Consider the following 26354-nt stretch of genomic DNA (forward strand, 5'->3'; position numbering starts at 1 on the left):
GCCCTGACAGTCCCAGGATAACGACGGTGTGGCTAACCGGACCACGGTCCGCAAATATTGTGGACATGACCACTTCCGAGCAGAGCACTCTGGCCACCGGTTCCTGGAACCTCGACGCCGCCCACTCCTCCGTGAACTTCACCGTGCGCCACCTGGGTATCTCCAAGGTCCGCGGCCGGTTCAACAACTTCGAGACCACCTTCGTGGTGGACGCGAACGGTGCGGCCACCATCGAGGCCACCGTGCACCTCGACTCCTTCGACACCGGCAACTCCATGCGCGACGACCACGTCCGCAGCGCCGAACTGCTCAATGTGAGCGAAATCCCCACCCTGCATTTCAAGGCCGTCGAGCCGGTGCAGGTGGCCGAGGAATTCGAGGTCACCGGTGAGGTGACCCTGGGCGGTGTCACCAAGGAGATCACCCTCGACGTCGAGTGGGGTGGCGTCCAGCAGTTCCAGGACGGCTCCAACCACGCCGGATTCAGCGCGACCGGCACCTTCAAGCGCAGCGACTTCGCCGTCGCACCGGCCCTGCCCAACGCCATGCTCAGCGACAAGATCGCCATCGAACTGGACATCCAGCTCGTCGAGCCGCAGAACTAGCCGACCTCGGGGCCCGTCTCGCCGCGAGGCCGACGTTCGGAACTGTGCCTGCCGGTCCGGGATTTCCGGACCGGCAGTGGCATGTCCGGACCATTCAGGGCAGCAGGCCCCAGCGCCGGGCCCGGGACACCGCTTCGTGCCGGGTATGCGCCTCGAGTTTGGTCATGGCGCTGCGAAGATAACTCTTCACGGTTTCCGGACGCAGCGAAAGACGCTGGGCCGCTTCGATGTTGGTACATCCCAGCGCGACATAGGACAGCACGTCGAGCTCGCGTGGCGACAACGCCGGTGCGGTCTCGGCGGCATCCGCACCGCCCATCAGCCGCACCAGTGACTCCGAGACCGCCCGCAGGCGGCGACGCGCCTCGCCGTCGGTCAGTGTCTGCGCGATACCGCGCACCTCGGCGTGCAGATCCCGGAGCTGTTCGGCGACCACCGAATCCGGCGCGACCGGCGTGGCGGGCGGGACCACCGAACGCAGCCGCAACCGCCGGTCCACCTCGTCGCGCACCATCAGTTCCTCGGCCAGCCGGCGGCTCGAACGCAGCACCAATTCGGCGACCCGGCCCCCGATCGGACCGGCCTCCCGGCTGGCGACGTAGAGCACCGCACGGGAACTGCCGTCCACCACGACCGGCACTCCGACCACCGCGCGCAACCCCTCGGTCGAGACCGGCGCGTCGTAATCGTGGGTGATGGTGAGCGCCGCCCGGTAGTCGGCCACCGAGGTCGGGCGACGGCTCGCGACCGCCGCACCACCCACCCCCGAGGTCGGCGACACGATCAGCCCGCGCATGGCGACGGTGCGGGTACCGAAGAACTCACTGAGCACCAGGACACCGTCGCGCACCTCGCCGCCGAAGACCACCGACATCCCCGACATGGTCGCGACCTGCCGCAACTCGGCCCGCAACGCATCGGCGTCACGCGGGCGGAGCAGATCTGCGGCGACCATCGGCGGTACCCCTTTCCGGGGGTGGCGGGAGGCAAAGTGTGACGTGAATCCTATAACTGTGAGCGCGAATATGGGCCGGGTCCGGCCGACCAGTTATACGCATGGAGTATGGGATGCGCCGCTGCTCGGTGAGACCATCGGAGCGAATCTCGATCGCACGGTGGCCATGCACGGTGACCGGGACGCACTCGTCGACCGGGTGACCGGCGTGCGCTGGAGTTATCGGCAATTCGCCGACGAAGTGGACGCGGTGGCACTGGGCCTGCTCGATTCCGGGATCGGTAAGGGCGATCGGGTGGGTATCTGGTCACCCAATCGGGCCGAATGGACGCTGGTGCAATTCGCCACCGCCAAGATCGGCGCCATCCTGGTGAACATCAATCCCGCCTATCGCAGCGAGGAACTGCGCTACGTGCTGCAACAGGCCGGCATCCGAATGCTGGTCTCCGCACGGGAATTCAAGACCTCGAACTACGCCGAGATCATCGACCGGGTCCGGCCCGAATGCCCCGATCTGGAACAGGTACTGCTGTTCGACAGCGGAGAATGGGCGGCCGTGGTCGAGACCGGCCGTGCCGGAGATCGGCAGCGCCTGGCCGCGGCGGCCGCCCGGCTGTCGCCCGATGAGCCGATCAATATTCAATACACCTCGGGCACAACGGGTTTCCCCAAGGGCGCCACGCTGTCACATCACAACATCCTCAACAACGGCTACTTCGTCGGCGAACTGTGCGGCTACACCGAGGCGGACCGGATCTGTATTCCGGTGCCGTTCTATCACTGCTTCGGCATGGTCATGGGCAATCTGGCGGCCACCAGTCACGGTGCGGCGATGATCATTCCGGCGCCCGCGTTCGACCCACGGGCCACCCTGGCCGCCGTTGCCGAGGAACGATGCACCTCGCTGTACGGGGTACCGACCATGTTCATCGCCGAACTGGCCGAACCCGATGTCGACTCCTACGACCTGTCCGCGCTGCGCACCGGCATCATGGCCGGCTCCCCCTGCCCGGTCGAGGTGATGAAACAGGTCATCGAGCGAATGGGGATGACCGAGGTGTCGATCTGCTACGGCATGACCGAAACATCCCCGGTCTCCACCCAGACCCGCCGTGACGACACCCTCGTCCAGCGCACCACGACCGTCGGCCGGGTGGGCCCGCACCTCGAGATCAAGGTCGTCGACCCGGACACGGGGCTGACCGTGCCGCGCGGCGAACCCGGTGAGCTGTGCACCCGCGGCTATTCGGTGATGCTCGGCTACTGGAACGATCCCGAACGCACCGCCGAGACCATCGATGCCGGGCGCTGGATGCATACCGGCGACCTCGCGACCATGGACGACGACGGCTACGTCGCCATCACCGGCCGGATCAAGGACATGGTCATCCGCGGTGGCGAGAACATCTACCCCCGCGAGATCGAGGAATTCCTCTACACCCACCCCGACGTCCTGGACGCGCAGGTCGTCGGTATTCCGGATCAGAAATACGGCGAGGAACTCGTCGCGTGGATCCGGATGCGCGAGGGCGCGGCGCCTCTGGACGCCGCGGCGGTGGCGCGATTCTGCACCGGCAGGCTCGCACATTTCAAGATTCCGCGCTACGTCCACATCGTCGACGAGTTCCCGATGACGGTGACCGGCAAGGTCCGCAAGATCGACATCCGCACCACCTCGGTGCGCCTGTTCGGCATGCCGGAGCGCGAACAGCAGCAGAGGAGAGTTCAGTCGTGACATCCAATACCGACTTGTACCGCGCGGCACGTGACCAGCTGGTCGAGTCGGCGTCCGATTACGACACCGCGGTGCGGACCTTCGAGTGGCCGCGACTCACCGGCGCGTTCAACTGGGCCGTCGACTGGTTCGATGTCATCGCGCGCGGTAACGATCGCATCGCGCTGTGGATCGTCGAGGAGGACGGCCGGGAGCAGCGGGTGAGCTTCGACGAGATGGCGCGGCGCTCGGACCGGGTCGCGACCTGGCTGGCCGGACTCGGTGTGCGCCAGGGTGATCGGGTGATCCTGATGCTCGGCAACCAGGTCGAACTGTGGGAGTCGATGCTGGCCGTGGCCAAATTGGGAGCGGTGGTCATGCCCACCACCGGCGCCCTGGGACCGGACGACCTGATCGATCGGATCGGCAGGGGCTCGGTACGTTTCGTCATCACCAACACCGGCGACACCGCCAAGTTCACGGAGGTGCCGGGCGACTACCGGCGGATCGCGGTCGGCGCGCCTGTCGAAGGCTGGCACGACTACGCCGAGGCGGCCGCGGTGGAATCGGCGGGCCCCTTCCCGACCGTCACGCAGGTCACCGACGAACTGCTGGTGTACTTCACCTCCGGCACCACCAGTAAGCCGAAGATGGTGCAGCACAACCAGATCAGCTATCCGGTCGGCCACCTCAGCACGATGTACTGGATCGGGGTGCGCCCCGGTGACACCCACCTGGCCATCAGCGCTCCCGGCTGGGCCAAGCACGCGTGGAGTTGCTTCTTCGCGCCGTGGATCGCCGAGGCAACGATCTTCGTCTACAACTACGGCCGATTCGATGCCGAGGCACTGCTGAACCAGCTGCACCGAGCCGGTGTGAACACCTTCTGTGCCCCACCCACGGTGTGGCGCATGCTGATTCAGGCCGATCTCGGCGAGCGTCCCGCGGGTCTGCGAGAGATTCTGGGCGCCGGCGAACCACTCAATCCCGATGTCATCGCACAGGTGGAGAACGCCTGGGGGCTGACCATCCGGGACGGATTCGGCCAGACCGAAACCACCCTGCAGATCGCCAACACCCCCGGGCAACCGGTCAAGGCGGGATCCATGGGCCGGCCCATGCCCGGCGTCCCGGTGGCACTGATCGATCCGGTCACCGGCGCACCCGCCGACGAGGGTGAGATCTGCCTGGACCTCGGTGCGCATCCGGTCAACCTGATGACCGGTTATCTGCAGGACCCGCAACGCAACGCGCAGGTGATGGAAGGCGGCTACTACCACACCGGTGATGTGGCCGCACGCGACTCCGACGGCTACATCACCTACATCGGCCGCACCGATGATGTCTTCAAATCCTCCGACTACAAGGTCTCGCCGTTCGAGCTCGAGAGTGTGCTGATCGAACATCCCGCGGTGGTCGAGGCCGCGGTCGTCCCACAGCCCGACGACACCCGCCTGTCGGTGCCCAAGGCGTATGTGACCCTGGCGACCGGATGGCAACCCGACAGCGAAACCGCCAGGGCCATCTTCGAATACGCGCGTGATCATCTGGCGCCGTATCTGCGCGTGCGGCGGATCGAGTTCACCGACCTGCCCAAAACCATTTCGGGCAAGATCCGCCGTGTCGAACTGCGGCAGCGCGAAGACGCCGCACACACGGCGGGAACCGCTCTCCCGGGCGAATTCCGGTACGAGGAGATCCTCACCGGTGCGGCAGGCTAGCCGATCACCCAAATATTGCCCGTTGGTTGCTCGTCGCCGGGAACATCCGACGACGAGCGCCGGCGGGTGTGCACATTTGCGCCGCGTGTCGCTCCCGGCGACCACTTCCCACTCCTGAACCGATGATTAGTTTGGCCGAAAGCTGCGACGGGTGCAGACTTCTCGCGAGAGATCCCTGTCGCCAGCAAAATGTGAAAATGGCACATTTGCCCGCACGTGGCGCGTTCAGCGCTGGCCCGTTTGTGACAGCCTGACAAGACTGACAAAGTACGCGCAGCGCGGAACGGATGTGTACCTACGACAGATGGGAGCTCACCGTGTTGTACACCTTCGAAAGCGCCACCCAGTACGTCATCGCGGAACTGGAGGCCAAGGGTACGGCGACCCGGGAAGATTTCGATGTGCCCGCCATCGTCGCCACGTCCCACGCCATTGCCGAGAGCTGGGATTTCCAGGTCTTGGACAGGCACACATTCTGGAGTATCGCGGCGAGCAACCTGCGGGCATAAATGGTCGCGACGCCGCTCGATCACCGACCCCGGCGCGGGCGCTCGCTGCCCACGCCGAGGTCGGTGATCGAGCGAATCTCGTGAGCTGTCTAGGCCTGACACCCGGCCGGACCGGCCGACCGCGAATGCGCCACCATCGACCAGCGCCGCGCTGCGCGCCGCATCGATCCGGCATCGGCGTACCCGAGCAACTCCGCCTGTCTTTCCCGGCTCACCGGGCCCGCGGCCGCGGCCCGTGCCAGCCGGGCCCGATCCAATTCCTGACGCCACGTGGTGCCGGACTCGGCCAGCCGCCGTTGCAGCGTACGCGGGCTGATCACCAGCCGCCGTGCCACCTGATCGAGCGAGACCTCACCTTCGGAGAAGGCCTCGGCCAGCGCTTTCGACACCCGTTCCGGCCACGCCGATACCAGCGGCGGTGGCGGTGGCAGCGCCGCGGCCAGCGGCTGCAGCACGTCGGCCAGTACCGGGTCGGCCGTGATCAGCGGACGTTCCATATCGGCCGAGCGAAACACCATCGAATCCGTATCCGCGTCGAATACCAGATCCGCCGTGCCGAATACCTCCTGGAACACATCCAGCCGCTGCGGTGCGGACTGTCGCAGCGTCACCCGGATCGGATCCAGCGGCGTGGTCAGCACCCTGCGACTGCGGGTCAGCACCGCGACCAGGCCCCACAATTGCACCAATTCGCGACCGCGCCCGTCCCCCTCGATCATCTCCAGGTAGAGGGTGGTTTCACTCGCGGTCTCCGGCACCAGATCGAACCGGTGATTGGTGGTCACCGCGCTGACGTAAGGCCCGCATGTCGCCAGCCCGGCACCCACGGTCGGTGCGCTGGCGAACAGATAGTCATAGAGCCGGGTGGCGGCCAATTGATATCTGCTGGCCACATGCAGGGCCACATCCGGATCGTCCAGCCATTTCTCACCGACCTCCCATAACCGGGAGAAGATCCGGGAAGGGACGTGCACGCCTTCTCCAGCAAGCGTCCATTCGGGCAGTTCACATTCGCGCAGCAGTCGATCGCGGTCGATCCCGGCGTCCGACATCTGCGAGATCACGAAACGATGCAGCATAGTTTGGTCGGTAGCCATGTCCCTCCTGCTTCATTCGCGTCCCCGAACACGTTGTGGGAAACGCTAATCACTAGGACCCGCGTTTCAACCGATATTCACTCCGATTGTGGCGGTCGGCACGTCCGCCGAATAGATAGATCCAGGTCACCCGGTTCCCGAGCCCGAATTGTGACCAAAGCTCGGGGGTTGTCCGATTCGTTCAAGACCGCTGGCGCGGTGGCGATCTAGCGTTGCGGCATGGCACCTGAACTCAATGCAATCGGCGTGGTCGTCGCGGATCTGACGGCCGCGATCGGCTTCTACCGGCGACTCGGACTGGAATTCGGCGACATCATCGGCGGCGGCCATGTCGAGGCCGCGCTGCCCGGCGGATTCCGGCTCATGCTCGACAGCGAGGACAACATCGCCACCGATGTCGGTCCCGGCCGCGAATGGAACGCCGCGAACGGGCGGATCGGGCTCGCCTTCGGCTGCGCCTCGCCCGCCGAGGTCGACGCCGTGTTCGCCGACCTGGTCGCGGCCGGATATCACGGTGAGACGACACCGTTCGACGCCGTATGGGGACAGCGATACGCGACCGTGCACGATCCCGACGGCAACGGCGTCGATCTCTACGCGCCGCTGGGCTGAACCTCGCGGGACCGGGTCCCGGGGTGCGCGCGCTCCGGCGTACCGATCGTCCGGCCGGGAGGCCGGCCGGTCAGAGCGCGGATATCGCGGCTCATATGTGCCTGGTCGGCATAACCGGCCAGGGCCGCGGTGTCGGCCAAGCCGATATCGGACCGGGCCAATTCGAGTGCTCGGCGCATCCGCAGTATCCGGGCCAGCAGCTTCGGCCCGTATCCGAAGGCGGCGACCGATATCCGGTGCAGTCGCCGAGCGCCCAGGCCCAGGGCCACTGCCGTGTCCCCGACCGACGCGCCGGCGTCCAGCCGCCACACGATCTGGGTCAGCAACGGGTCCGGCGGGCCGGCCGCGGCCGCGCACCGGCGGGCGATCTCCTCCAGACCGGCTGCCGGATCCGGCGCCGCGGTCACCAGGTCCGCCATGTGGCGCACCCGCCGGGCCGGCCACAGCCGGTCCAGGTCGACGCGGCTGTTGAGCAGCTCGGGTGCTACCACCCCGAGCAGCGCCGGGGCGGTCCCCGGGGCGAAACGGATGCCGTACACGGCCGTAGCCGGCCCGGCCGTACTGTGCTGGACGCGAGTATCGGGACCGGCGACCACGAGCCTGCCGTCGAGCCACAACAAATCCATGCACCCATCGGGCAGCACCGTCACCGATTCGGCGCGCACCCGGCGCCGCCACACCACCGCGCCCGCGTACGCCCGCGAGGGGTGCTCGAGGTAGGCCGACGGCCCGCGATCGCTCACGAGTCGAGGTTATCGCCGAGCGGTGACAGAATTCCGCGGAGCGCGTGATCGCGCGCACAACGAGTTGCTGATGGTTCGCTGTTCGCCGATAGACTCCTCGGCCGAGACAGCGTAGACGTACGAGATCGGATCGTGAGGCACATGCTCAAGGGTTTCAAAGACTTCCTGATGCGCGGCAATGTCATCGATTTGGCAGTCGCGGTGGTGATGGGTACCGCATTCACCGCGATCGTCACCTCGGTCACGAAGGGAATCGTGGAGCCACTGCTGGCCGTCGTGGGCACCAACGGACAGTTGGGATTGGGCATTCAATTGGTTGCCGGCAAGCCCGCGACATTCATCGCGGTCGGCCCCATCGTGAGTGCCGGAATCAATTTCGTCATGGTCGCGGCGGTGCTTTATTTCGTGCTGATTCTGCCGATGAACCACCTGCAGAAACGATTCGGCAAGAAGAAGAAGTCCGAGCCGACGCAGACCGAATTGCTCGCCGAAATCCGCGATCTGCTGGCCGCGCAGCAGACCAAGGACGCGACCGATACCCACACCCAGCGCCGGGTGGCGGAGATGGTGCACGAACACTGAGCCGAAAGGGCTTGTGACTAGCCCTGTTTTGCACCGACGAAGTCGACGGTGGCGACCATCTGCCGGGCGAGCTGTTCGGGATCGGCGCCACCGAGCTCGGAATCGGTCAGCGCGCCCTCGCGCCACAGCGAGGCGAAGCCGTGCACGAGCGACCAGGCCGCCAGCTCGGTCGCCGGCCGCACATCGTCCACGACGCCCAGTTGCGCGACGCCCGAGCGCAATTCCAGACCGGATGTGGTGCGTGCGGCGATCAGATCCGGGTCGTCGGCACGCAGCAGATCGTGACGGAACATCACATCGAAGTGTCCCGGATGGCGACGGGCGAATCCTATGTACGCCACCGCCATCTCACGGAAATCGTCACGTGCGGCGCGTAATTCGTCGGCGAGTAATTCGAACCCGCGGATCGCGAGTGCGGTCAGCAGCCCCTGCCGGTTGCCGAAGTGGTGCGCCGGTGCGGCATGCGATACCCCGGCACGCTGGGCCAGCGCCCGCAGCGAGACGGTGTCGACGCCCTCGGCAGCGATCTGTTCGGCCGCCGCCCGCAGCAGCGTCTCGCGCAGATCGCCGTGGTGATATCCGCTCTTGGTCACCTCTCGATCGTGGCCCAGCACGGCGGTTCCCGTCCACCAACACACCAGGGCGCCCCCCGCGGGACCTGCGGCGACCGGTACACGCGGCAGCTCCGATCGTCTCGGCGAACCCGGTAGTTGGTACCTCCCCCGCCGAAACTGTAACATGTTCTAGTATTTGTCCGGCGGGTGACAGTTAGCGAACTTGGCGGAACATCAACGACAGGAGAGCGATTGGTAATCCGCCGACAGCACCTACTGGACCAGTAGCAATAGAGGTATTCACGGCGATCGCTCGACTGCACCATGCAGTCCAATTTTGCGAATCGCTATTTACTTGTTCCCGGTGCAGCGACTAGTCTGGCGCGGATACCGATCAGAAAGGACTTCGGATGAAGCTCGAGAATGCGGTCGCCGTGGTCACCGGTGGCGCGTCGGGTCTGGGCCTGGCCACGGTGAAGGAACTGCACAGTCAGGGGGCGAAGGTCGTCATCATCGACCTGCCGTCCTCCAACGGTGAGTCGATCGCCAAGGAGCTGGGCGACGGTGTGGTCTTCGCCGCGACCGATGTCACCAATGAGGAGCAGGTCGCCGCGGCCCTCGACGCCGCGCAGGCGCTGGGCACCCTGCGTATCGCGGTGAACTGTGCCGGTATCGGCAATGCCATCAAGACGGTCAGCAAGAAGGGCGCGTTCCCGCTGGCCGACTTCACCAAGATCATCAATGTCAACCTGATCGGCACGTTCAACGTGATCCGGCTGGCCGCCGAGCGTATCTCCGCCACCGAACTCGACGGCGAGGAGCGCGGTGTCATCATCAACACCGCCTCGGTCGCGGCCTACGACGGCCAGATCGGCCAGGCCGCCTACTCCGCGTCCAAGGGCGGCATCGTCGGCATGACGCTACCGATCGCGCGCGATCTGGCGAGCCTGAACATCCGGGTGAACACCATCGCTCCCGGCCTGTTCCACACCCCGCTGTTCGAGTCCCTGCCCGAGGAAGCCATCAAGGCCCTCGGCGCCCAGGTCCCGCACCCGGCCCGCCTCGGCGATCCCACCGAGTACGCGGCCCTGGCCCGCCACATCGTGGAGAACCCGATGCTCAACGGCGAGACCATCCGCCTCGACGGCGCGATCCGCATGGCACCGCGCTGATCCCACGCGACAAACGGCAGGGCCCGGCTTCCGCGGAAGCCGGGCCCTGCCTCGTCGTCGGTGCCGGATATCAGCGCACCGGCTGCGGATCCGGATCCTGAGCCGAATCCTGTTCGGCCGCATCCGCATCCGCCGAACCTTCGCTCTCGTGCGCCATCACCGCTTCGCCGCGCGCGATCATGCCCGCCTCGTCCGACAGCGTCATGTGCGGAATGAACAACGCGAGCAGGAATGCCAGCGCCGCCGCGGGAATCAGATACCAGAAGCCGGGAACCAGGGCATCGACGTAGGCGCCGACGATGGCATCGTGCAGCGTGTCGGGAAGGTTCTTGACCACCGACGGAACCAGGCTGCTCGGATCCAGGTGCGCCGCCATCACATCCGGCAGATGCGCGTGGAACACATCGGTGAGACCGTCGGTGAGCCGATTGGTGAAGATCGAACCGAAAATGGCCACGCCGATGGCACCGCCCATTTCGCGGAAATAGTTGTTCGCACTGGTCGCGGTGCCGATCTGATCGGGGGTCACGGCGTTCTGCACCACGAGCACGATGATCTGCATGATCAGGCCGAGTCCCGCGCCCATGACGAACAGCATCCCGGAGACCAGCCACATCGAACTCTGCGCGTCCAGCCGGGTGAGCCACAGCATGCCGCCGACGATGATCAGCGCGCCCGCGGGCGGAAACACCCGGTAGCGACCGGTCTTGGTGATGACCGACATCGATCCGATCAGCGTGATCATCATGCCGACCATCATCGGGATCAGCAGCAGGCCCGACACCGAAGCCGAAGCGCCGGTGGCCATCTGGAGGTAGGTCGGGATGAAGGCAAGTGCGGCGAACATCGACAGGCCCACGATCAGGCCGATCGCCGAGGTGAGAACGAAGGTGCGATTGCGGAACAGCCACAGCGGCAGCATCGGCTCGGCCGCCCGGGCCTCGACCGCGATGAACACCCCGACCACCAGCACCAGGGCGACGATCATCGACACCATCACCGCCGAGCCCCAGGCGTACTGCTTGCCACCCCAGTCGGTGATCAGGATCAGTAGCGTGGTCGCCGAGGACATCAGCACCACACCGAGATAGTCGGGCCGGGTCTTGGGCCGATGACTCGGAATGCTCAGGTAGCGGAAGGCGATGAACAACGCCGCGAGACCGATCGGCACATTCAGCCAGAAGCACCAGGTCCAGCTCAGCTGATCGGCGAAGAAGCCACCGAGCAGCGGTCCGGCGACCGAGGTGACGCCGAAGATCGCGCCCATCGGGGCCATGTACTTACCGCGATCCTTGGCCGGGACCACATCGGCGATGATGGCCTGCGCCAGGATCATCAGGCCGCCGCCACCGACACCCTGGAGTCCGCGGAACACCACGAACTCCCAGAAGCTCGTCGAGACCGCCGCACCCACCGACGCCGCGGTGAACACCGCGATCGCGAACAGGAAAAGCCAACGGCGCCCGAACATGTCGCCGAATTTGCCGTAGATGGGCATCACGATGGTGGTGGCCAGCAGATACGAGGTCGCGGTCCACGCCATATGGGAGACGCCGCCGAGGTCACCGACGATGGTCGGCATCGCGGTGCCCACGATGGTCTGGTCCAGGCTCGCCAGGAACATCCCGGCGATCAGGGCGGAGAAGATCAGCCAGATTCTCTTCTGGGTCAATACGATCGGGGCCGGCGGCGAATCTGCCGTCGTGGTCATCGGGACTCCTGTGTCGTTGCGGGACACCCGCACCCGGTCGCGTCGAAGAGGGGGCTTCGCATCCTGTCTCATCGGTGCTCCTGTGTGGATGGTGTGAACAATTGCGCGGCCAGCGCGCACTGTTCGTGCAGCGCGGTGACCAGAGACTTGTCCGGATCTTCGGTCAGCGTCGCGGCGGCGCTCATGGTGAGCGTCGGCATCAGGCGCGCGGTGAGCAGCGCGAAATCCCGCGATACCGCCCCGCCCATCCGTTCGTCGAGCAGTTCGACGAGCGCCGCCTCCTGGCGCGTACCCGCGGCGACGAAACCCGCCAGCACCCGCGGCTCGGCGTGAACGATCTCGGTGACCAGCGAAATCGCCTCCTTCGCTTCACTTTCCGGCTCGAAGCTGGATCCGTAGAGCGAGGCCAGATCGTCGATGAGCACACCGGTGGGACCGCCGGCGACGAACCGCTGCCGCGCCTCGGGCGTGCCGATCTCCCCGACCGGGCCGACCACGGCATCCAATTTCGTCTCGTAATAGTTGAAGAACGTGCGCCCGGAAACCCCCACCGCGGCGGCGATGTCGTCGACGGTCGTGACATCGAGACCGCGTTCCACGGTGAGCCGCCGCGCGGCCATACAGAGGTCGATGCGGGTACGGCGCTTCTTCTGTTCACGCAGGCCGAGCGGCGCATCGTCGTGCTGAATCGGGGACACAGCAGAAAAGTAGCACAGACTGAAATATTTCAGGAACTGCAATGTTGTGTGGATCACGTCGAAATGAAGGCGGGTACCGAATTCCTCACGACAGTGGGCGATTCCACCGGGCGGGGCCGGAACCGCCCGGCGCGAGCGGCGCAGACGCGGTCAGCGTGGTCCGATCAGCAGGGTCTGGGTACTGCGGCCCACCGGCCCCTGCTCGTCGTAGAGACGAGATTCGGCCATGCCGATGCCGCTGCGCTCCGGATAGGTGACCGCGTCCAGGCAGATCCACTCCCCGGCCGGTTCCCGGTGCAGAGTGACGGTGAGGTCGGTGTTGATGAAAAGGTAACGGTCCCAATCCAGCACCGCGCTGACGCCGTTTCCGGAGTCCGCCGCCGCGAGGGTGCGCTCCAAGGGGCTGGGGGTCGTGCCCGCGACGATCGGATACCGCAAGCGGATCCAGCACACCGCGGGACCGGGCCGGTCGAAAGAGCCGGCGACGAAACGATATTCGATGCCGGTGTGGAAGCCGACCGGCTGGGTGCTCGGGAATTCGGCGCCGGCGGGCACGGTGTCGGGTCCGGGATACGCACCGTTGGCGACGGCATCGGCCGGGAGCTCGATCTCGGGATCGGCCACTCGCAGCCGCCAGGCGTTGGCTCGCAGGACCGGACCGCGCTCGGTACCGATGGTGGCCTCGATCAGTTCGACACTGCGCCCGGGCCGGACCACGCGCGCCCGCGCCCGCAACGGCTCGATGGGCACCGGCCCCAGGATCTCCACCGACACCCGGCCCACCCGGAATCCCGGCCTCGGCTCACATCGCTCGATCACATGTCCCAGCAGCGCCGACGGCGGTCCGGCGTGCTGGGCATCCGGCGACCACGGACCGCGGGTCAGCTCGGTGGAGTGAAACAGCGCCGGATCGGCGGGATCGGGGTGATAGAAGGCCTCCATGCGTCCTTATTACCGCACCGGATCGGCGCCGCGGGTTCAGCCGGGCGGGGCGACCCAGGTTTCGGTCTCGCTGCCGGTACCCGGCGGGCAGCCGTTACCGCCTTCGGGTGGGAGGGGCATTTGCAGCAGGCATTTCGGCGGGACGTCGGCGTCGTTGAGGTCCGGGGTCATCAAGATCGCGATCGAGGCGCCGCTCACTCGCCCGCCCGGACCATCGAAGCGCAGTTTTCCGGTGACCGTGTCGGCGTCCAGATCACCTCGGCGCAGTTCGAGACCGATGGCGGCGCGGTCGACCGCCGCCCCGGAGTACTCCGGCCGGGACCGATTCCGTTTGACCGCACCCAGGAACAGTTCGGCGACGTCGAACCCGATACCGGTGCGGTCACCCGGCCAGCTCACCTGGAAGTGCGGCAATTGGTGACGCAGCGCGGTCAGCTCGGTGCACAACGTGTACATACTCGGACTGGCGACCGCCGACCGATCCGGTGTGCCGTCGCGGACACAGTTGCTGCCCGCCAGCAGGGCCGGAACGCCCTTGGCGACATAGTGCACGGGAAATCCGATCGGTGCGGCGTCCTGCACCAACTTGTCCGACACCGCGCGCGTCGCGGTGTCGTTGGCGAGGATCGGCGGCATCGCGGCACCACAATGCTGGGCCACCGCATTGACGAACGGGCCGAAATCCGGGTTGCGCCCGCCGAAGAACAGCAGATCAGCGGGGCGTTCATGGTCGGCCGGTGCGCACGGTATCGGCCGGCTGGGAATCTGCCCCTGATCGGACCACGGATCGACCTTGCCGAGCCGGTCCGGGCCGAGCGTCTGCCGCAGATCGTTCTCGAGCGTCCGGACATAGACGTCGGCCGGGTCGTCGGGCACGTAGACGTACACCTTGCCGTAACGGGGGCTGCCATCCGGATCGCGTGCGCCGGCGACATAATCGGCCACCAGCTTCGCCTGCGCCGAATTGTCCAGCACCGGCTGGAAATAGAGCGGTGACACCTCTTGGAGCCCATCGGCGGAGAGGGTCGTCGCCATGGTCGCGACCCCGAGCTCGCCCAATCTCCCGATGGCCCGGCGGGTTTCGTCGGAGCTGCGGTCCAGGCCGACGACCCCGATCACGGTCGGATCCGAACGCAGCAACCGGCTGATCTGATGATCGACCACCCAGGTGGCGTATCGCATGGTCGTACCGCCGTTGGCGATCACGATCCGCAGCAGCGGCTCGGAAGCACCACTCTGCCGGTTGGCCCAGCGCTGGCGCACGGCCAGGCCCGCGAGTTCCTCGGCCTGCGCGTGCGGGTAGCGCGCGTTGCGATCGACGTAGGTCATCCCCGCGAAATACACCAGCGTGACCAGCGGCCGGCGCGGATTTTCGTGGCGCAACCGGTCGGCGTCGACGTTCTGGTGGTACACCTCGCGCTGCATCTCGCCGAGTTCGGGGTCGTCGGAGAAGACCTGGGCCGCAGAGCTACTCAGACCCACACATTCGATGCCCTCGACCGCCACGTCCACCCCGGACCGCCACGGCCACGGCGTGCAGCCGGCGGCGATCCGCGGCTGGACCACGACGACCGCCACGGCCACCAGCGCGACGACCGGCAGCAACGCGACGGCGGCGACCATCGATCGCCGGGCGGCCCACGGCGGGGCGGGCGGATGGGACAGCTCGGAACGGCCGAATCGCGGCAGCGTACCGCTCAGCGAATCCGGCAGGGGCAGTGTGAGATACCAGCTGTCGGTATCGCGATGGCGGCGGCGCTCGTCGATGTCGGCGCGCCACAACCGCAGCGGATCACGGACCTCGCCGTCGACCGTCACCCCCAGATCCGCGAAGCGGGCCTGCGGCGACTCCGCCGAGCCGTCGATCCGGGCCACGATCACCAGTGGATCGAAAAGCCCGGTCTCGTTGCGGATCTCGTTGACGAACCGCATCAGCCGGGTGGCGCTGTCGTCAGGACCCACCCGGTCGAACAGTGCGACCGGGTAGGCCGTGCGCCGCCATCCCGAGGGCCGCCACGGCGTGCGTCGATACGCCGCCCGCAGATCCTCGAGAAATGCGTTCACCAGCAGTTTCGCTATCTGGTCGCTGTTCTCCCGGCGGCGCATCGGCTCGGTGAGGCGCACACCGAACCCGACGAAACTGTGTGACAGGCGCGGTGTCAGATACCGCTGGTGCATGAACCAATAACTCACCCGCGACAGCCCCGGAATATGCGAACTGACGAACAACCAGAGCCGGACCACCGGCCACAGCGACAGCAGCAGCGTCAGCACCCGGGCCACCGTCCCGCCGACGGCGCCCAGGGCAGTGGCCGAACGATCCGTCGCGTGCACACCGCGCAGCAGTTTCGGCAGACGTTCGCGCAATTGCTCGGACGCCTCGGTCGCCGAACCCGTCAATCGCTGCCTGGTCAGCCAGTCGGCGGTGCGGTAGCGCGGAAACGAGATGGGCCCCATGGCCGTATCGTCGCTGGCGAAGCAGATGTAGAGCTCGTGCAGGATCGGCAGGCAGTGTTCCTCGAGCTCCTGATCACCCTCGGCGGAGAAGCCGGGGTCGAACATGTCCGGCCGCGCCTCGGCCGCGTCGACCATCGCCCGCGGCACCGCCCGCCGGCCACCCGGTTCGGCCAGCCATTCGCCGGTGCGCGGCAGCAGCCCCGTGGAGCGGTCGAAATCCGCTGTCTCCGGCGCGATCAACCGCAGGATCGGTGGTGGTAGCCGGCGATTCTTGCGACGCCGCACCACGACGGGCAGAATCCGTGGCCGCTCGTCCGGAACGGCTATCGCCCGCAACGTATTCGAATACTTGCGGATATAGCGTTCCCGGTCCACCACAGCCATCCCCGATCGTCAGTGCTCCCCGTCACCACCCAGAGTGCCCGGAACTCCAGCCGAATGCTCGCGCGATCGCAGAGTCCGCTGTGGGCGAAAAGGTTTCACCCGCACCGGCTCCGAAGGATTCGGCTGCCGCCACCTCCTTGTTCGTCGGCCGGGCGTCATCGGCCTTTCGGCGGATGCAGACGGGTACGCAGGAATTCGAGGATTTCGTCGCGGGCGACGCGGGTGGGATGTCCGTGTTCGTCGACGAAATGCGCGGTGACGATGCTGTGCGGTGTCTGCACCACATCCCGGAAGAACGGCGGCGGTTCGGCATTGGCGCTGCTGCCCGGCAGGACGCGCCCGTCGAACGCGTCGCCGAGCAGTGCGCGATAGGCGGCGAAGCGCTGACCGGTGCACCAGCGATCGTTGTCGAAACGGTAGGCCAGGACCGTCAACCCGTCCCGCTCGACGCGGTCCCGGATCGCGCGTGCGTCCTGTTCGTCGAGTTCCAGGCCTGCCGGATCGTCCTGCGGAAGCGATGGATGGTTGACCACCGGTGCGATGACGCTCGGCTCGAGCGTCATGGTGAGTGCGAAGTTTCCGGTGAAGCACAGCCCGATCGCACCGACCCCCGGACCGCCGCATTCCTCGTGCGCCGACCGGGCCAGGCCGCGCAGCCAGTGGGTGACCGGACTGGTGCCGCCGCCGGCGAAGGCGCGGAATTCGGCGCTCACACAGGCACGCCGCAGCACCGCGATTCCTTCCTCGGCGGTGGGCCAGGCGCCGTCCACACCGAACAGCGAGGGGACGTGGACGGTGAAGTCCGCATCCCGGATCCACCGCGCCAACCGCAGCACATCCGGGCTGATCCCGGGCATCTCGGGCATCAGGACCACCGCCGGTCCGGAGCCGGACACATGGACGGTTTTGACCACGCCGTCCACCTCGACATCCCGGGAGGCGAAGTCGGCGATCGAATCGTCAGCACTCATACCCGCCAGCCTCGCCGGGCGGTGCCGCGAAGGCGATAGGCCGGATCGCCATATATCGGGGTAATCTCGCCACCGGTCACCGGTGCGAGGAGGGCGAGGATGAGCGCATTGCGCGTCGGGGTGCTGGCGTATCCCGGCTGTTACGCGTCCGAGGTGTTCGGCGTGCCCGATCTGCTGACCATGGCCGCCCGGATCGCCGGTCCGGGCCACTCGGACTACGAGGTGTCGGTCATCTCGCCGCGGCGCCGAGTCGTGTCGTCGGGCAATGTGACATTGGCCGTCTCGCCACTGCGCAGGGTCGACGTGCTGGTCGTTCCGGGGTTCGAACTCGTCACCGGCACGGATCTCGATACCCGGCTCGCCGCACTGGGCCCGGAAATCGCGGCGATCCGGGCCGGGGCCGCCGCCGGTACGGCGATCGTCTCGATCTGTGTCGGCGCCTTCCTGCTCGGCCACGCCGGACTGCTCACCGGCCGGCAGGCGACCACGGCCTGGCTGTTCGCCGACGAATTGGCCCGGCGCCACCCGCAGGCCGACGTTCGTTCCGATCGGCTGGTCCTCACCGACGGCGGCATCACGACCACGGCTGCCTTCAGTGCCATGTACGACTTCGCACTGGATCTGATCGCCCGGCACAGTGGCCGGGAGGTGGCGCGGACGACGGCGCGAGTGGCACTGATCGACGACGCCCGAATGTCACAGACGCCCTATGTGGACGCCCGGCTGCTGCCTCGGCCCGGAAATACGTTCTCCCGCAAGGTGATGCGCCATCTCGAACAACATCTGACGGCCCGCTACGACCTCGCCGGGCTGGCGAACACCTTCCATGTGAGCACCCGTACCCTGCTGCGGCGCTTCGCGAACGAAACCGGGAGCACCCCGCTGGAACATCTGCAGTCCGCTCGGGTCCGGCGGGCCCGGCACCTGCTCGAGACGACCGACCGAACCGTCACCAGCGTCTGCGCCGCCGTCGGATATCGCGATCCCGGGACCTTCGCGGCACTGTTCGCCAAGCACACCGGGCAGCGTCCCGGCGACTACCGCGCGACCTTCCATCGGGATCGCTCCCGCATCGACTGAGAACCGCGGGTGCGGCCACCCGGTGAATTCGACGGCCCCGCGTCGTCTACATCTACAGCTCGCACACTGCACCGGTCAGGGAGGACCCATGAGCACCAACGCATTGCCGCCCGTCGTCGATGCCGAGACCTGGCAACGCGAACTCGACACGTTGCGCCTCCGCGAGAAGGCCGCGACCCGCGAACTCGACGCGATCGCCGCTCGACGCCGCCGGCTGCCGATGGTCGAGATGCCCGAGTACACGCTCGACAGCGAACAGGGCCCGGTCCGGCTGGCGGATGTCTTCGACGGCAAGTCCCAATTGATCGTCTACAACCACATGTGGTTTCCGGGCGAGCAGTGGCAGTGCCCCGGCTGCACCGGATTCACCTCGCAATTCACCCGATTGGATTTCCTGGACAACTGGGACGCCCGATTCGTCATCGTCACCCAGGGGCCCATCGACGAGGCCCTGGCCTACCAGCGCCGGGTGGGCAACAAGATGACCTGGTACTCCACCGCGAACAGCTCGTTCGGCACCGATGTCGGTGCCCCGCCCGGCGGCGGCTTCGCGGTCAACGTGTTCCTCCGCGACGGCGACACCGTCTATCGCACCTGGCACACCGACGGCCGCGGCACCGAACAACTCGGCCACACCTTCGCCCTGCTCGACGCACTGCCGTACGGACGGCAAGAGGTCTGGCAGGACTCCCCCGACGGCTGGCCGCAGTCGCCCACCTACAGCCGGTGGTCCGGTTCGAAGGACATCGCCGCGGCGTATGGGCAGCCACAGATGTGAGGACGCGGCGGCACCGCGGCTTCACGCGGCGTGGAATCCGAACCCGCCCCGATCCGGAGGTGATGGTCGTCGTGCCGGACCCCGGATGATCCCGCCGCGCAACGATATCAGCCTCCCGGTCGAACCGGTCACCGACGGCGATCACGAGGCGGATCGACCACACCGATTCGGATCCTGGCCGCAGTCGCGGATCGCCCGAGCGCAGGCCGCGTCGACGGGCAGGTCACGGAAATCGGCCGCGGCGAGGGCAGCGGGTGTGGGGAACACGTGGGTCAGGCCGAACTGCCCCAGCCCGGCGATCGGTGTGCCGTGCCGCCTGGAGTTCACCGCGGTCATCGCCGGGGGCACGACCGTTGTCGTGGAGGAACGCATGCGGGCAATGGACACCCGACGCGCCGAGCAGATGTTCGCGGTACCCGAGCCGGACGCCCGCCGCTCTTCGAAACGGTGACACCGCGAACATCGTTCGGTCGACGGGCCGGCGGATCCGGCAGCTAGAGCAGTGGCGTGCTCTGGTCGTCCCCCGCCGCCCGGACCGCATCCTCGAACCCCGACTCGTACGTCTCGCAGTACAGCAGCCGGCAACCGTGGATGGCGGCCAGCAGATCCTCGAGCAAATCGATGGCGGGGCGGGCCGGGTCGAGGTGACTGATGCGGAACTCGTCGGTGAGTGCGGTGAGGCCCTCCTCGTCGAGTTCCTCTCCGCGCATACGCCTTTCGATCGCCTCGGCCGCCTCCACGATCCGGGCCGGGTCGCGCACCCGGCCCTCGGCGGCGGCGAGCGCGTCGGCGATCAGGTCGACCACCACCCCGGTGGGGCTCTCGCCCGCGCTCAGCCGCTCCAGCACCAGGGTCGGCGTTTCCACCTGGAGTGCCTCGAGATTGTCGGCCTCGACGACGACATGTACCGGGTGCACATCCGCCGCCTCGGCCGCGACCTGGGCGGCGAGGTGGAGCCAGCGTGCGGCGGCCACCGCGGCCGCGGCCGGGTCGATATCGGTGAACCGGTCGATGGTGGCGAGCGGGTCTGCGTGCAGCAGCGAATCGGCCGCATACACCTGCACCGGCGAGATGTCCGCCCGGGACAACTCGACCGCCTGCCGGGACCGCCCGGACAGATCACCCAGCTCCGCCGACTCGATCGCGGCCTGCTCGGTCCGCACCTCGGCGACCAGCAGATCCATCAGTTTCGCGTCGCCGATCAGATGCGCGGCCCGCCCGACCCGATGCGCCGCCTCCTCGACCACGCTGTACGAGATCGCCATCAGGCCGTCTTCATCCGGCAGATTCGGGTCCCGCACCGCCCCTTCCACCTGATCGAAGCGGTTGCGCTCCTCGGCCCGATGCCACGCCACACTGCCGGGCAGCTCGGGATCACCCGCCGCGGACGCCGGATGCGTATACGTTCGCCATTGATACCCCGACAGCTTCGTCAGCGCGGCCGCCAGCGCCAGGGCGATCTTCGGCTCCACTGCCCTCGGCAGAGTAGCGATGGTCTGCGCCACATCCCCCTGGCCGGTTCCCCAGCTCGCGACGAGAGCGCCGGACCCTGGCTCGTATGCATACCGCGTCACGGTGTCAGTTCTACCCCGGGCCGGGCGATATGACAGCTGTGGCGGGACCGCGCCCGGCACCGGTTCCGGACGGGTCGAGCGATCGCCGCCGCATCGCGGGGTGGGATGGGCGATGAGAAAGGCCCCTCACCTGGGGCTCAGGTGAGGGGCCCGTAGTGGAGCTGCCGGGAATTGAACCCGGGTCCTCCGCCGCTTCTTCAGGGCTTCTCCGTGTGCAGTTCGCTGTGTCTCTACTCGGATCTCTCAGTCACGCGAACAAGCCGAGATGACGATCCCAGTCGCTGTTGAATGTCCCGTACGACTCCGCGACCGAGCCGGACGGTGAAGCTCTCTAGCTGATGCCAGTACCCGGACCGAGAGCAAACCCGGACTGACAGACACGCTCTACTGCTTAGGCAGCGAGAGCGTAGTCGCGCTGATTGGAATCGGCGCTTATAGGGTTGCAGCGACGCTTACGGTGGTCTCTTGCCTGCACCGACACGCTTCCCCTGAATCGACGTACGCAGTCGAAACCGATCAGCCCCGTAGTCGTTCGATTCAGATGAACACCCGGCCGGTAAGCCGGGCTTTTCATACTAACATCACTTCCGCGTCATGCATTCCCGCCGGTCGTGACCGGGTTTCAACCGGTTGCGATGAGGGCGACCGAGCCCAGCGCCAGCACCATGCCGATGCGTTGGAGCAGGCCCACCCGCTCGCCGAGCAGCACCATCGCCAGCAGCACCGTCGCCGCCGGATACAGCGAGCCGATCACGCTGACCAGCGACAGCATCGAACCGTGGAAGGCGTACAGCATCGCCACATTGGCGGCCACATCGAGCACACTCACATAGAACGCGAGTCGTAGCGGTTCGCCCCGCGGGCGATGGAAGTTTCCGGTGGTCATCGCCGCCACCCACACCACGACGGTCGCCGACAGCCGCGACATCAGCACCGGCCACAGGCCGGGCGCCGCCGCGGATTCGTGCAGGAAGACGAACATCAGCCCGAAGGCCACGCCCGAGCCCACGGTCAGCACGGCGATGCGGCGGTCGAAGCGAAGTTCCCGGCCGCCGGTGATCTCCTCGGTCACCTTGTCCGGCGATTCCTTGCTCACCAGCACCACCGCCACCACCGCGCACACGATGCCCACGTAGGCGGCCGGGCTGGGGCGGTCGCCCACGACCAGACCGATCACGATCGGCACTCCGGCGGACAGCACCGCGGTCAGTGGCGACACCACCGCCATCGGACCGCGGGCCAGTGCCGCGTAGAACCACCACACCGCCAGGCCGCTGGCCACACCGGCGGCGGCACCCCACCACAAGGTGGCGACGTCGGGGCCGCCACCGGCGAACGGGGCGATCAGGATCAAGATCACCGCCGACAGCGGGTAGGAGACGATCACCACCCGCAGTGCGGCCACCCGGCGCGACGCGAGCCCACCCACGAAATCGCTGACCCCGTAACCGATGGATGCGATCAGCGCCAAGGCGATAGCGGTCAACGCATACCCTTCACCCGCCGACCGAGCTCGCGCGTCACCTCCCGTTCGGCGGTACGCCGCGCCAGGTCGTGGCGCTTGTCGTAGTCCTGCTTACCCTTGGCCAGCGCGAGTTCCACCTTCACCTTGCCGTCGGCGAAATACATCGACAGCGGGACAAGGGTCTGGGAGCTCTCCTTGGTCTTGCCGGTGAGTTTGTCGATCTCGCGACGGTGCAGCAGCAGTTTGCGGGTGCGGCGCGGGGAGTGGTTGGTCCAGGTGCCGTGCCCGTATTCCGGAATATGCAGGCCGCGCAGCCACACCTCACCGTCGTCGATGGTGGCGTAGGCGTCCACCAGTGACGCCTTTCCTTCCCGCAGGCTCTTCACCTCGGTACCGACCAGCGCGATCCCCGCCTCATAGGTATCGAGGATCGTGTAGTTGTGCCGCGCCTTGCGGTTGGTCGCGATGACCTTGCGCCCCTTCTCCTTCATGAACACCTTTCTTCCACTCCACGCAGCTCGGCGGCCGTTGCTCGCTGCCATTGTCCCCTGCTCGACCGGCAGCCCGGCACGCACCGGCCGCTCGGGGCTCCGCGCCCGATGAGCACCATACGGACCCGTCCCGGTCTACACGCCGGGCCGACGGAAGGAAAACGAATATCGCGGCCCGAAAATGCCCGTGACCCCGGTCACCCTTCGACAGGCCGAATGGTGGCCTGATCGACAGCGGCGAGGTCAGGGTGCGGATTCTCACGTTTGGAATCCCCAACATAGGGAACCGTTTCGGTCACGATCTTGGTCATCTTCAGCCAAAATGATTGTGTGACAACGGCACCCAAATTCAGAGTCAGCACGGCCGGGGATCGTGTTCTCGACGACCCCACCGATGCCCAGTTACACGATCTCCTGGCCGAGCTGGACTACCGAGAACCACAGCTCGTCGTCGAGCGGCCGGGTTCGCCTGCCGCCCAACAGTATCTACGCGTCCGGATGGATCAGCGCATCGATCCCGACGACGGCCGCGGCTACATCGTCGAGTACACCGGCGGTCCCGGTATGAAGTTTCGTGCCAGTGTGCGTGACAACGCGCGCTGGGGCAATCCGCATTCGCCCGCCTTCGATCTCATGGCGAAGACGGTGCAGGACTGGGCTTTTCAGCGTTACGGCTGGTACGACGCGATGATGTGGGAGCGGGTCGGCGCCGAGCGCTGACCCACCCGGGCATCGGACGCGTCAGCCGCCTGGACGGACCTCCAGGTAGAGGATCAGCACACCGATCCAGACCAGCAACAGCACCACCGTCGACGCCCGGACGTGCCCGAGCGGCTGCGCACGCGGGCGCAACCATCCCGCCTCGACCGAATCCGAGAGGCCCCGGCGAGTAACGGATTTCGCGGCATCCGGCGGTTCGCCGCCGGGGCCGGAATCCGACGACTGATCCGATCGGTCGTCGTGGTGATCGTGGGACATAGCGGCACGCTACCGCTATCCGCCCGGTCGCACCGCCAGATAAAGGGCCAATACCGCAATCCAGACGGCGATCAGCATCACCGTCGACGCCCGCAAACCCATCCGTGCCCGCCGTACCGAGCTGGGCCGGGCCACCGGACCGGCGGGGGCCGACACCGCCGCCTCCGGCCGTTCGGTTGTGACCGCTGCCACGGATTCGGTTGCCGGAACGGTGCTGCGGTATCCGGGCGAACCGTTGCTGTCGATCACCGGGTCGTGGCCTTGGGTCATGGCGAAATGGTTACCCAGCAGGGCGCGATCGATAAACACGAGCCCGGTGCCGGGCGATAACCGGCCGGTCGCGCGGTATCCGGACTCAGTACCCCTCGTCCGGCGGCGGCTCGAAATCCGGATCGGCGAAGTCCCAGTCAGGAACGGCGGGCGCAGCGGCGGCGGCACGACCACGGTTCGCCGACGGCCCCGAATCGCGCGCCGTGCGAGCCGAACGCGCCGATTGCCGATCGGCCGGACCCGAACCGGATCGGCGGGCGGACGCGTCCGCACCGGGCGCGGACTCGCCCCCGCCACCCGAAGCGGCGGTGCGAGCGGATTCCCGCTCCCCCGACGGGGTCGTCAGGACCTCGAGAACGCCCTCGCCGTACTTCGCGAGCTTGTTCTCACCGATTCCGCTGATGGCCCCCAGTTCGACAGACGTGGTGGGCATGCGGCTCGCGATCTCGCGCAGAGTGGCGTCGTGGAAGACGACATACGCGGGCACACCCTGCTCTTTCGCCACCGAGGCCCGCCAGCCGCGCAATTGCTCGAACAGGTCCGCGGCAGCCGGATCGAGGTCGGCGGCGGCGAGCCGCGACGCCTTCCCCTTGGCCGCCCGCGGTGCCTTCACCCGTTCCGGTTCGCGGCGCATCATCACCTTGCGCTGTTTGAACAGCACATCGTCGCTGGCTTCGGTGAGCGTCAGCACGCCGTATTCACCGTGCACGGTGAGCAGGCCCTGCGCCAGCAACTGCCGGATCACCCCACGCCACTCGGTATCGCGCAGATCGGCGCCGACGCCGAAGACCTTCAGCTCGTTGTGCTTGTGCTGCAGTACTTTCGGATTCGACTTGCCGACCAGGATATCGACGATATGCCCGGCGCCGAAGCTCTGGCCACGCTCACGCCGCAGCCGCAGCACCGCCGAGAGCGCCTTCTGCGCGGCAATCGTGCCGTCCCAGGATTCGGGCGGATTCAGGCAGGTGTCGCAGTTGCCGCAGGTGCCGCCCGACTGACCGAAGTAGTTGAGCAATTGCCCCCGGCGGCACTGCACCGTCTCGCACAGGGCCAGCATGGCGTCCAGATGCAGCTGCAACTGCCGGCGATGAGCGGCGTCACCGTCGGACGAGTCGATCATTTTCCGCTGCTGCACAACATCGTTGAGGCCATAGACCATCCACGCCGTCGAGGGCTGCCCGTCACGACCCGCGCGGCCGGTCTCCTGGTAGTAGCCCTCCACCGATTTCGGCAGATCCAGATGCGCGACGAACCGCACATCGGGTTTGTCGATCCCCATCCCGAAGGCGATCGTCGCCACCACGATGAGCCCGTCCTCACGCAGGAACCGCGCTTGGTTGGTGGCACGGGTACGCGCGTCCAGGCCGGCGTGATACGGCACGGCGGCTATTCCGTTGGCGCACAGGAAGTCCGCGGTTCGCTCCACCGAATTACGGGACAGGCAGTAGACGATGCCCGCCTCCCCCGGATGCTCGGCGCGGATGAACGCCAGCAGTTGCTGATCGGCGCGATTCTTCGGCTCGATCCGGTACTGGATGTTCGGCCGGTCGAAGCCCGCGACGAAATGCTTCGCACCGGTGAGATCGAGCCGCTCGGCGATCTCACGACGCGTGGCCTCGGTGGCCGTTGCCGTCAGCGCGATACGCGGGACGTCGGGCCAGCGCTCGTGCAGCATCGACAGGGCCAGATAGTCGGGCCGGAAGTCGTGGCCCCACTGCGATACACAGTGCGCCTCGTCGATGGCGAAGACCGACACCGTGCCCCGGTCGAGCAGCTGCGCCGTCGATTCCAGCTTCAACCGTTCCGGGGCCAGATACAACACATCCAGCTCCCCGGCGACGAACTGCGCCTCCACCGTGCGCCGCTCGTCGGGAAACTGAGTGGAGTTGAGGAACCCGGCCCGCACCCCCAGCGCGGTCAGTGCGTCCACCTGATCCTGCATGAGCGCGATGAGCGGTGAGATCACCACCCCCACCCCCGGGCGCACCAGCGCCGGAATCTGATAACACAGCGACTTACCCCCGCCGGTGGGCATCAGCACCAGCGCGTCACCACCGGAAATCACCTGGTCGACAATCTCGTGCTGCAGGCCCCGGAAACTGTCGTAGCCGAAGACGCGTTGCAGAACCTGTTGCGCCGCACCAGTTTCCACACCTGCTGGTGCAGGGTCGGCCGTATCGAGCGTCTCCGGGGGATTCACGCCAGCCATCCTACGGACCTCGGCCGACGGAAACGATCCCCGATCCACAGCCGCACTCCATTCTTGGCCTCCGCTTCGCTGCGGCGGGGTT

General features: G+C 67.0%; 26 protein-coding genes and 1 other RNA gene. 10 read left to right on the forward strand and 17 right to left on the reverse strand.

Going from position 1 to position 26354, the window contains the following annotated elements; genetic code table 11:
* The first annotated feature begins 65 nt into the window (after positions 1-65).
* Positions 66-605 carry a YceI family protein gene (locus AB0L57_RS16375; protein WP_364962171.1) on the forward strand — a complete coding sequence of 180 codons (540 nt, stop codon included), beginning with the start codon at positions 66-68 and terminating at the stop codon, positions 603-605.
* A 94-nt stretch (positions 606-699) separates the two neighbouring features.
* Here the strand turns inward: AB0L57_RS16375 and AB0L57_RS16380 are convergent, their stop codons facing one another.
* Positions 700-1560 (reverse strand): LuxR C-terminal-related transcriptional regulator, encoded by an 861-nt coding sequence (locus AB0L57_RS16380; protein ID WP_364962174.1) that lies wholly within the window; start codon positions 1558-1560, stop codon positions 700-702.
* 70 nt (positions 1561-1630) lie between these two features.
* Here AB0L57_RS16380 and AB0L57_RS16385 point away from each other — a divergent pair, with 70 nt between their 5' ends.
* From AB0L57_RS16385 to AB0L57_RS16395, 3 genes are all read left to right on the forward strand, one after another.
* Positions 1631-3295, forward strand: coding sequence for an AMP-binding protein (locus AB0L57_RS16385; protein ID WP_364962446.1), 1665 nt, complete (start codon positions 1631-1633; stop codon positions 3293-3295).
* Positions 3292-4995 (forward strand): AMP-binding protein, encoded by a 1704-nt coding sequence (locus tag AB0L57_RS16390; RefSeq protein WP_364962177.1) that lies wholly within the window; start codon positions 3292-3294, stop codon positions 4993-4995. The genes AB0L57_RS16385 and AB0L57_RS16390 overlap by 4 nt, the downstream gene beginning before the upstream one ends.
* 317 nt (positions 4996-5312) lie before the next feature.
* Positions 5313-5504: a hypothetical protein gene (locus AB0L57_RS16395; RefSeq protein WP_364962180.1), complete on the forward strand. Its 192-nt coding sequence runs from the start codon at positions 5313-5315 to the stop codon at positions 5502-5504.
* Positions 5505-5593: 89 nt separating this feature from the next.
* On the opposite strand, the gene AB0L57_RS16400 is transcribed toward AB0L57_RS16395, so the two are convergent.
* Positions 5594-6583, reverse strand: a complete 990-nt coding sequence (locus AB0L57_RS16400) for an AraC family transcriptional regulator ligand-binding domain-containing protein (protein WP_364962183.1) — start codon at positions 6581-6583, stop codon at positions 5594-5596.
* 237 nt (positions 6584-6820) lie between these two features.
* On the opposite strand from AB0L57_RS16400, the gene AB0L57_RS16405 reads away from it, so the two are divergent.
* Positions 6821-7213, forward strand: a complete 393-nt coding sequence (locus AB0L57_RS16405; protein ID WP_364962186.1) for a VOC family protein — start codon at positions 6821-6823, stop codon at positions 7211-7213.
* Here AB0L57_RS16405 and AB0L57_RS16410 read toward each other — a convergent pair.
* Complete coding sequence (locus tag AB0L57_RS16410) at positions 7195-7956, reverse strand: helix-turn-helix domain-containing protein (RefSeq protein WP_364962189.1); 762 nt, start codon at positions 7954-7956, stop codon at positions 7195-7197. The genes AB0L57_RS16405 and AB0L57_RS16410 overlap by 19 nt on opposite strands.
* 141 nt (positions 7957-8097) lie before the next feature.
* Between AB0L57_RS16410 and mscL the strand changes: the two genes are divergently transcribed.
* The gene (gene mscL / locus AB0L57_RS16415) at positions 8098-8538 is read left to right on the forward strand and encodes a large conductance mechanosensitive channel protein MscL (protein ID WP_364962192.1); all 441 of its coding nucleotides are present in this window, start codon (positions 8098-8100) and stop codon (positions 8536-8538) included.
* Positions 8539-8555: 17 nt separating this feature from the next.
* On the opposite strand, the gene AB0L57_RS16420 is transcribed toward mscL, so the two are convergent.
* Positions 8556-9131 carry a TetR/AcrR family transcriptional regulator gene (locus AB0L57_RS16420; protein ID WP_364962195.1) on the reverse strand — a complete coding sequence of 192 codons (576 nt, stop codon included), beginning with the start codon at positions 9129-9131 and terminating at the stop codon, positions 8556-8558.
* 371 nt (positions 9132-9502) lie between these two features.
* On the opposite strand from AB0L57_RS16420, the gene AB0L57_RS16425 reads away from it, so the two are divergent.
* Positions 9503-10264 (forward strand): 3-hydroxyacyl-CoA dehydrogenase, encoded by a 762-nt coding sequence (locus AB0L57_RS16425; protein ID WP_364962198.1) that lies wholly within the window; start codon positions 9503-9505, stop codon positions 10262-10264.
* A gap of 70 nt (positions 10265-10334) precedes the next feature.
* Here AB0L57_RS16425 and AB0L57_RS16430 read toward each other — a convergent pair whose 3' ends face one another.
* The 5 genes from AB0L57_RS16430 to AB0L57_RS16450 form a co-directional block, all read right to left on the reverse strand.
* A complete protein-coding gene (locus AB0L57_RS16430) occupies positions 10335-11975 on the reverse strand; it encodes an MDR family MFS transporter (RefSeq protein WP_364962201.1) in 1641 nt (546 codons plus the stop codon).
* Positions 11976-12043: 68 nt separating this feature from the next.
* Positions 12044-12673, reverse strand: coding sequence for a helix-turn-helix domain-containing protein (locus AB0L57_RS16435; RefSeq protein WP_364962203.1), 630 nt, complete (start codon positions 12671-12673; stop codon positions 12044-12046).
* A 150-nt stretch (positions 12674-12823) separates the two neighbouring features.
* Entirely contained in the window at positions 12824-13615 is a 792-nt protein-coding gene (locus tag AB0L57_RS16440; RefSeq protein ID WP_364962205.1) for a thioesterase family protein, read from the reverse strand.
* 36 nt (positions 13616-13651) lie between these two features.
* Complete coding sequence (locus AB0L57_RS16445; protein WP_364962207.1) at positions 13652-16456, reverse strand: hypothetical protein; 2805 nt, start codon at positions 16454-16456, stop codon at positions 13652-13654.
* 155 nt (positions 16457-16611) lie between these two features.
* Entirely contained in the window at positions 16612-17427 is an 816-nt protein-coding gene (locus AB0L57_RS16450; RefSeq protein ID WP_364962210.1) for a dienelactone hydrolase family protein, read from the reverse strand.
* 99 nt (positions 17428-17526) lie between these two features.
* On the opposite strand from AB0L57_RS16450, the gene AB0L57_RS16455 reads away from it, so the two are divergent.
* Together AB0L57_RS16455 and AB0L57_RS16460 are read left to right on the forward strand one after the other, a co-directional pair.
* A complete protein-coding gene (locus AB0L57_RS16455; protein WP_364962212.1) occupies positions 17527-18507 on the forward strand; it encodes a helix-turn-helix domain-containing protein in 981 nt (326 codons plus the stop codon).
* An 88-nt stretch (positions 18508-18595) separates the two neighbouring features.
* Positions 18596-19285 carry a DUF899 family protein gene (locus tag AB0L57_RS16460; RefSeq protein WP_364962214.1) on the forward strand — a complete coding sequence of 230 codons (690 nt, stop codon included), beginning with the start codon at positions 18596-18598 and terminating at the stop codon, positions 19283-19285.
* Positions 19286-19426: 141 nt separating this feature from the next.
* Here the strand turns inward: AB0L57_RS16460 and AB0L57_RS16465 are convergent, their stop codons facing one another.
* From AB0L57_RS16465 to smpB, 5 genes are all read right to left on the reverse strand, one after another.
* On the reverse strand, positions 19427-19657 hold the full coding sequence (locus AB0L57_RS16465; RefSeq protein ID WP_364962216.1) for a hypothetical protein: 231 nt from the start codon (positions 19655-19657) through the stop codon (positions 19427-19429).
* A gap of 122 nt (positions 19658-19779) precedes the next feature.
* A complete protein-coding gene (locus AB0L57_RS16470; RefSeq protein ID WP_364962218.1) occupies positions 19780-20859 on the reverse strand; it encodes a hypothetical protein in 1080 nt (359 codons plus the stop codon).
* A gap of 153 nt (positions 20860-21012) precedes the next feature.
* Positions 21013-21383: a transfer-messenger RNA gene (gene ssrA / locus AB0L57_RS16475) on the reverse strand.
* 98 nt (positions 21384-21481) lie between these two features.
* Positions 21482-22345 carry a DMT family transporter gene (locus AB0L57_RS16480; RefSeq protein WP_364962220.1) on the reverse strand — a complete coding sequence of 288 codons (864 nt, stop codon included), beginning with the start codon at positions 22343-22345 and terminating at the stop codon, positions 21482-21484.
* Positions 22342-22815 carry an SsrA-binding protein SmpB gene (smpB, locus tag AB0L57_RS16485; protein ID WP_025347997.1) on the reverse strand — a complete coding sequence of 158 codons (474 nt, stop codon included), beginning with the start codon at positions 22813-22815 and terminating at the stop codon, positions 22342-22344. Before smpB ends, AB0L57_RS16480 begins: the two co-directional genes overlap by 4 nt.
* Positions 22816-23145: 330 nt before the next feature.
* Between smpB and AB0L57_RS16490 the strand changes: the two genes are divergently transcribed.
* Entirely contained in the window at positions 23146-23535 is a 390-nt protein-coding gene (locus AB0L57_RS16490) for a hypothetical protein (RefSeq protein ID WP_364962223.1), read from the forward strand.
* 21 nt (positions 23536-23556) lie between these two features.
* On the opposite strand, the gene AB0L57_RS16495 is transcribed toward AB0L57_RS16490, so the two are convergent.
* From AB0L57_RS16495 to recQ, 3 genes are all read right to left on the reverse strand, one after another.
* On the reverse strand, positions 23557-23793 hold the full coding sequence (locus AB0L57_RS16495) for a hypothetical protein (RefSeq protein WP_364962225.1): 237 nt from the start codon (positions 23791-23793) through the stop codon (positions 23557-23559).
* Positions 23794-23808: 15 nt separating this feature from the next.
* A complete protein-coding gene (locus AB0L57_RS16500) occupies positions 23809-24063 on the reverse strand; it encodes a hypothetical protein (protein ID WP_364962227.1) in 255 nt (84 codons plus the stop codon).
* Positions 24064-24148: 85 nt separating this feature from the next.
* Positions 24149-26263 (reverse strand): DNA helicase RecQ, encoded by a 2115-nt coding sequence (gene recQ, locus AB0L57_RS16505; RefSeq protein WP_364962229.1) that lies wholly within the window; start codon positions 26261-26263, stop codon positions 24149-24151.
* Positions 26264-26354 lie beyond the last annotated feature (91 nt).

Origin of the sequence: Nocardia sp. NPDC052254, assembly GCF_040679495.1 — a bacterium.
In the GTDB taxonomy this organism is placed as follows: domain Bacteria; phylum Actinomycetota; class Actinomycetes; order Mycobacteriales; family Mycobacteriaceae; genus Nocardia.

Excerpts from the sequence above, each read along its gene's own strand:
- AB0L57_RS16375 (WP_364962171.1), top strand. The coding sequence starts at position 66 with ATGACCACTTCCGAGCAGAGCACTCTGGCCACCGGTTCCTGGAACCTC.
- AB0L57_RS16380 (WP_364962174.1), bottom strand. The coding sequence starts at position 1,560 with ATGGTCGCCGCAGATCTGCTCCGCCCGCGTGACGCCGATGCGTTGCGG.
- AB0L57_RS16385 (WP_364962446.1), top strand. The coding sequence starts at position 1,631 with ATGGGCCGGGTCCGGCCGACCAGTTATACGCATGGAGTATGGGATGCG.
- AB0L57_RS16400 (WP_364962183.1), bottom strand. The coding sequence starts at position 6,583 with ATGCTGCATCGTTTCGTGATCTCGCAGATGTCGGACGCCGGGATCGAC.
- AB0L57_RS16405 (WP_364962186.1), top strand. The coding sequence starts at position 6,821 with ATGGCACCTGAACTCAATGCAATCGGCGTGGTCGTCGCGGATCTGACG.
- mscL (WP_364962192.1), top strand. The coding sequence starts at position 8,098 with ATGCTCAAGGGTTTCAAAGACTTCCTGATGCGCGGCAATGTCATCGAT.
- AB0L57_RS16425 (WP_364962198.1), top strand. The coding sequence starts at position 9,503 with ATGAAGCTCGAGAATGCGGTCGCCGTGGTCACCGGTGGCGCGTCGGGT.
- AB0L57_RS16430 (WP_364962201.1), bottom strand. The coding sequence starts at position 11,975 with ATGACCACGACGGCAGATTCGCCGCCGGCCCCGATCGTATTGACCCAG.
- AB0L57_RS16440 (WP_364962205.1), bottom strand. The coding sequence starts at position 13,615 with ATGGAGGCCTTCTATCACCCCGATCCCGCCGATCCGGCGCTGTTTCAC.
- AB0L57_RS16445 (WP_364962207.1), bottom strand. The coding sequence starts at position 16,456 with ATGGCTGTGGTGGACCGGGAACGCTATATCCGCAAGTATTCGAATACG.
- AB0L57_RS16450 (WP_364962210.1), bottom strand. The coding sequence starts at position 17,427 with ATGAGTGCTGACGATTCGATCGCCGACTTCGCCTCCCGGGATGTCGAG.
- AB0L57_RS16455 (WP_364962212.1), top strand. The coding sequence starts at position 17,527 with ATGAGCGCATTGCGCGTCGGGGTGCTGGCGTATCCCGGCTGTTACGCG.
- AB0L57_RS16460 (WP_364962214.1), top strand. The coding sequence starts at position 18,596 with ATGAGCACCAACGCATTGCCGCCCGTCGTCGATGCCGAGACCTGGCAA.
- AB0L57_RS16465 (WP_364962216.1), bottom strand. The coding sequence starts at position 19,657 with ATGCGTTCCTCCACGACAACGGTCGTGCCCCCGGCGATGACCGCGGTG.
- smpB (WP_025347997.1), bottom strand. The coding sequence starts at position 22,815 with ATGAAGGAGAAGGGGCGCAAGGTCATCGCGACCAACCGCAAGGCGCGG.
- AB0L57_RS16495 (WP_364962225.1), bottom strand. The coding sequence starts at position 23,793 with ATGTCCCACGATCACCACGACGACCGATCGGATCAGTCGTCGGATTCC.
- AB0L57_RS16500 (WP_364962227.1), bottom strand. The coding sequence starts at position 24,063 with ATGACCCAAGGCCACGACCCGGTGATCGACAGCAACGGTTCGCCCGGA.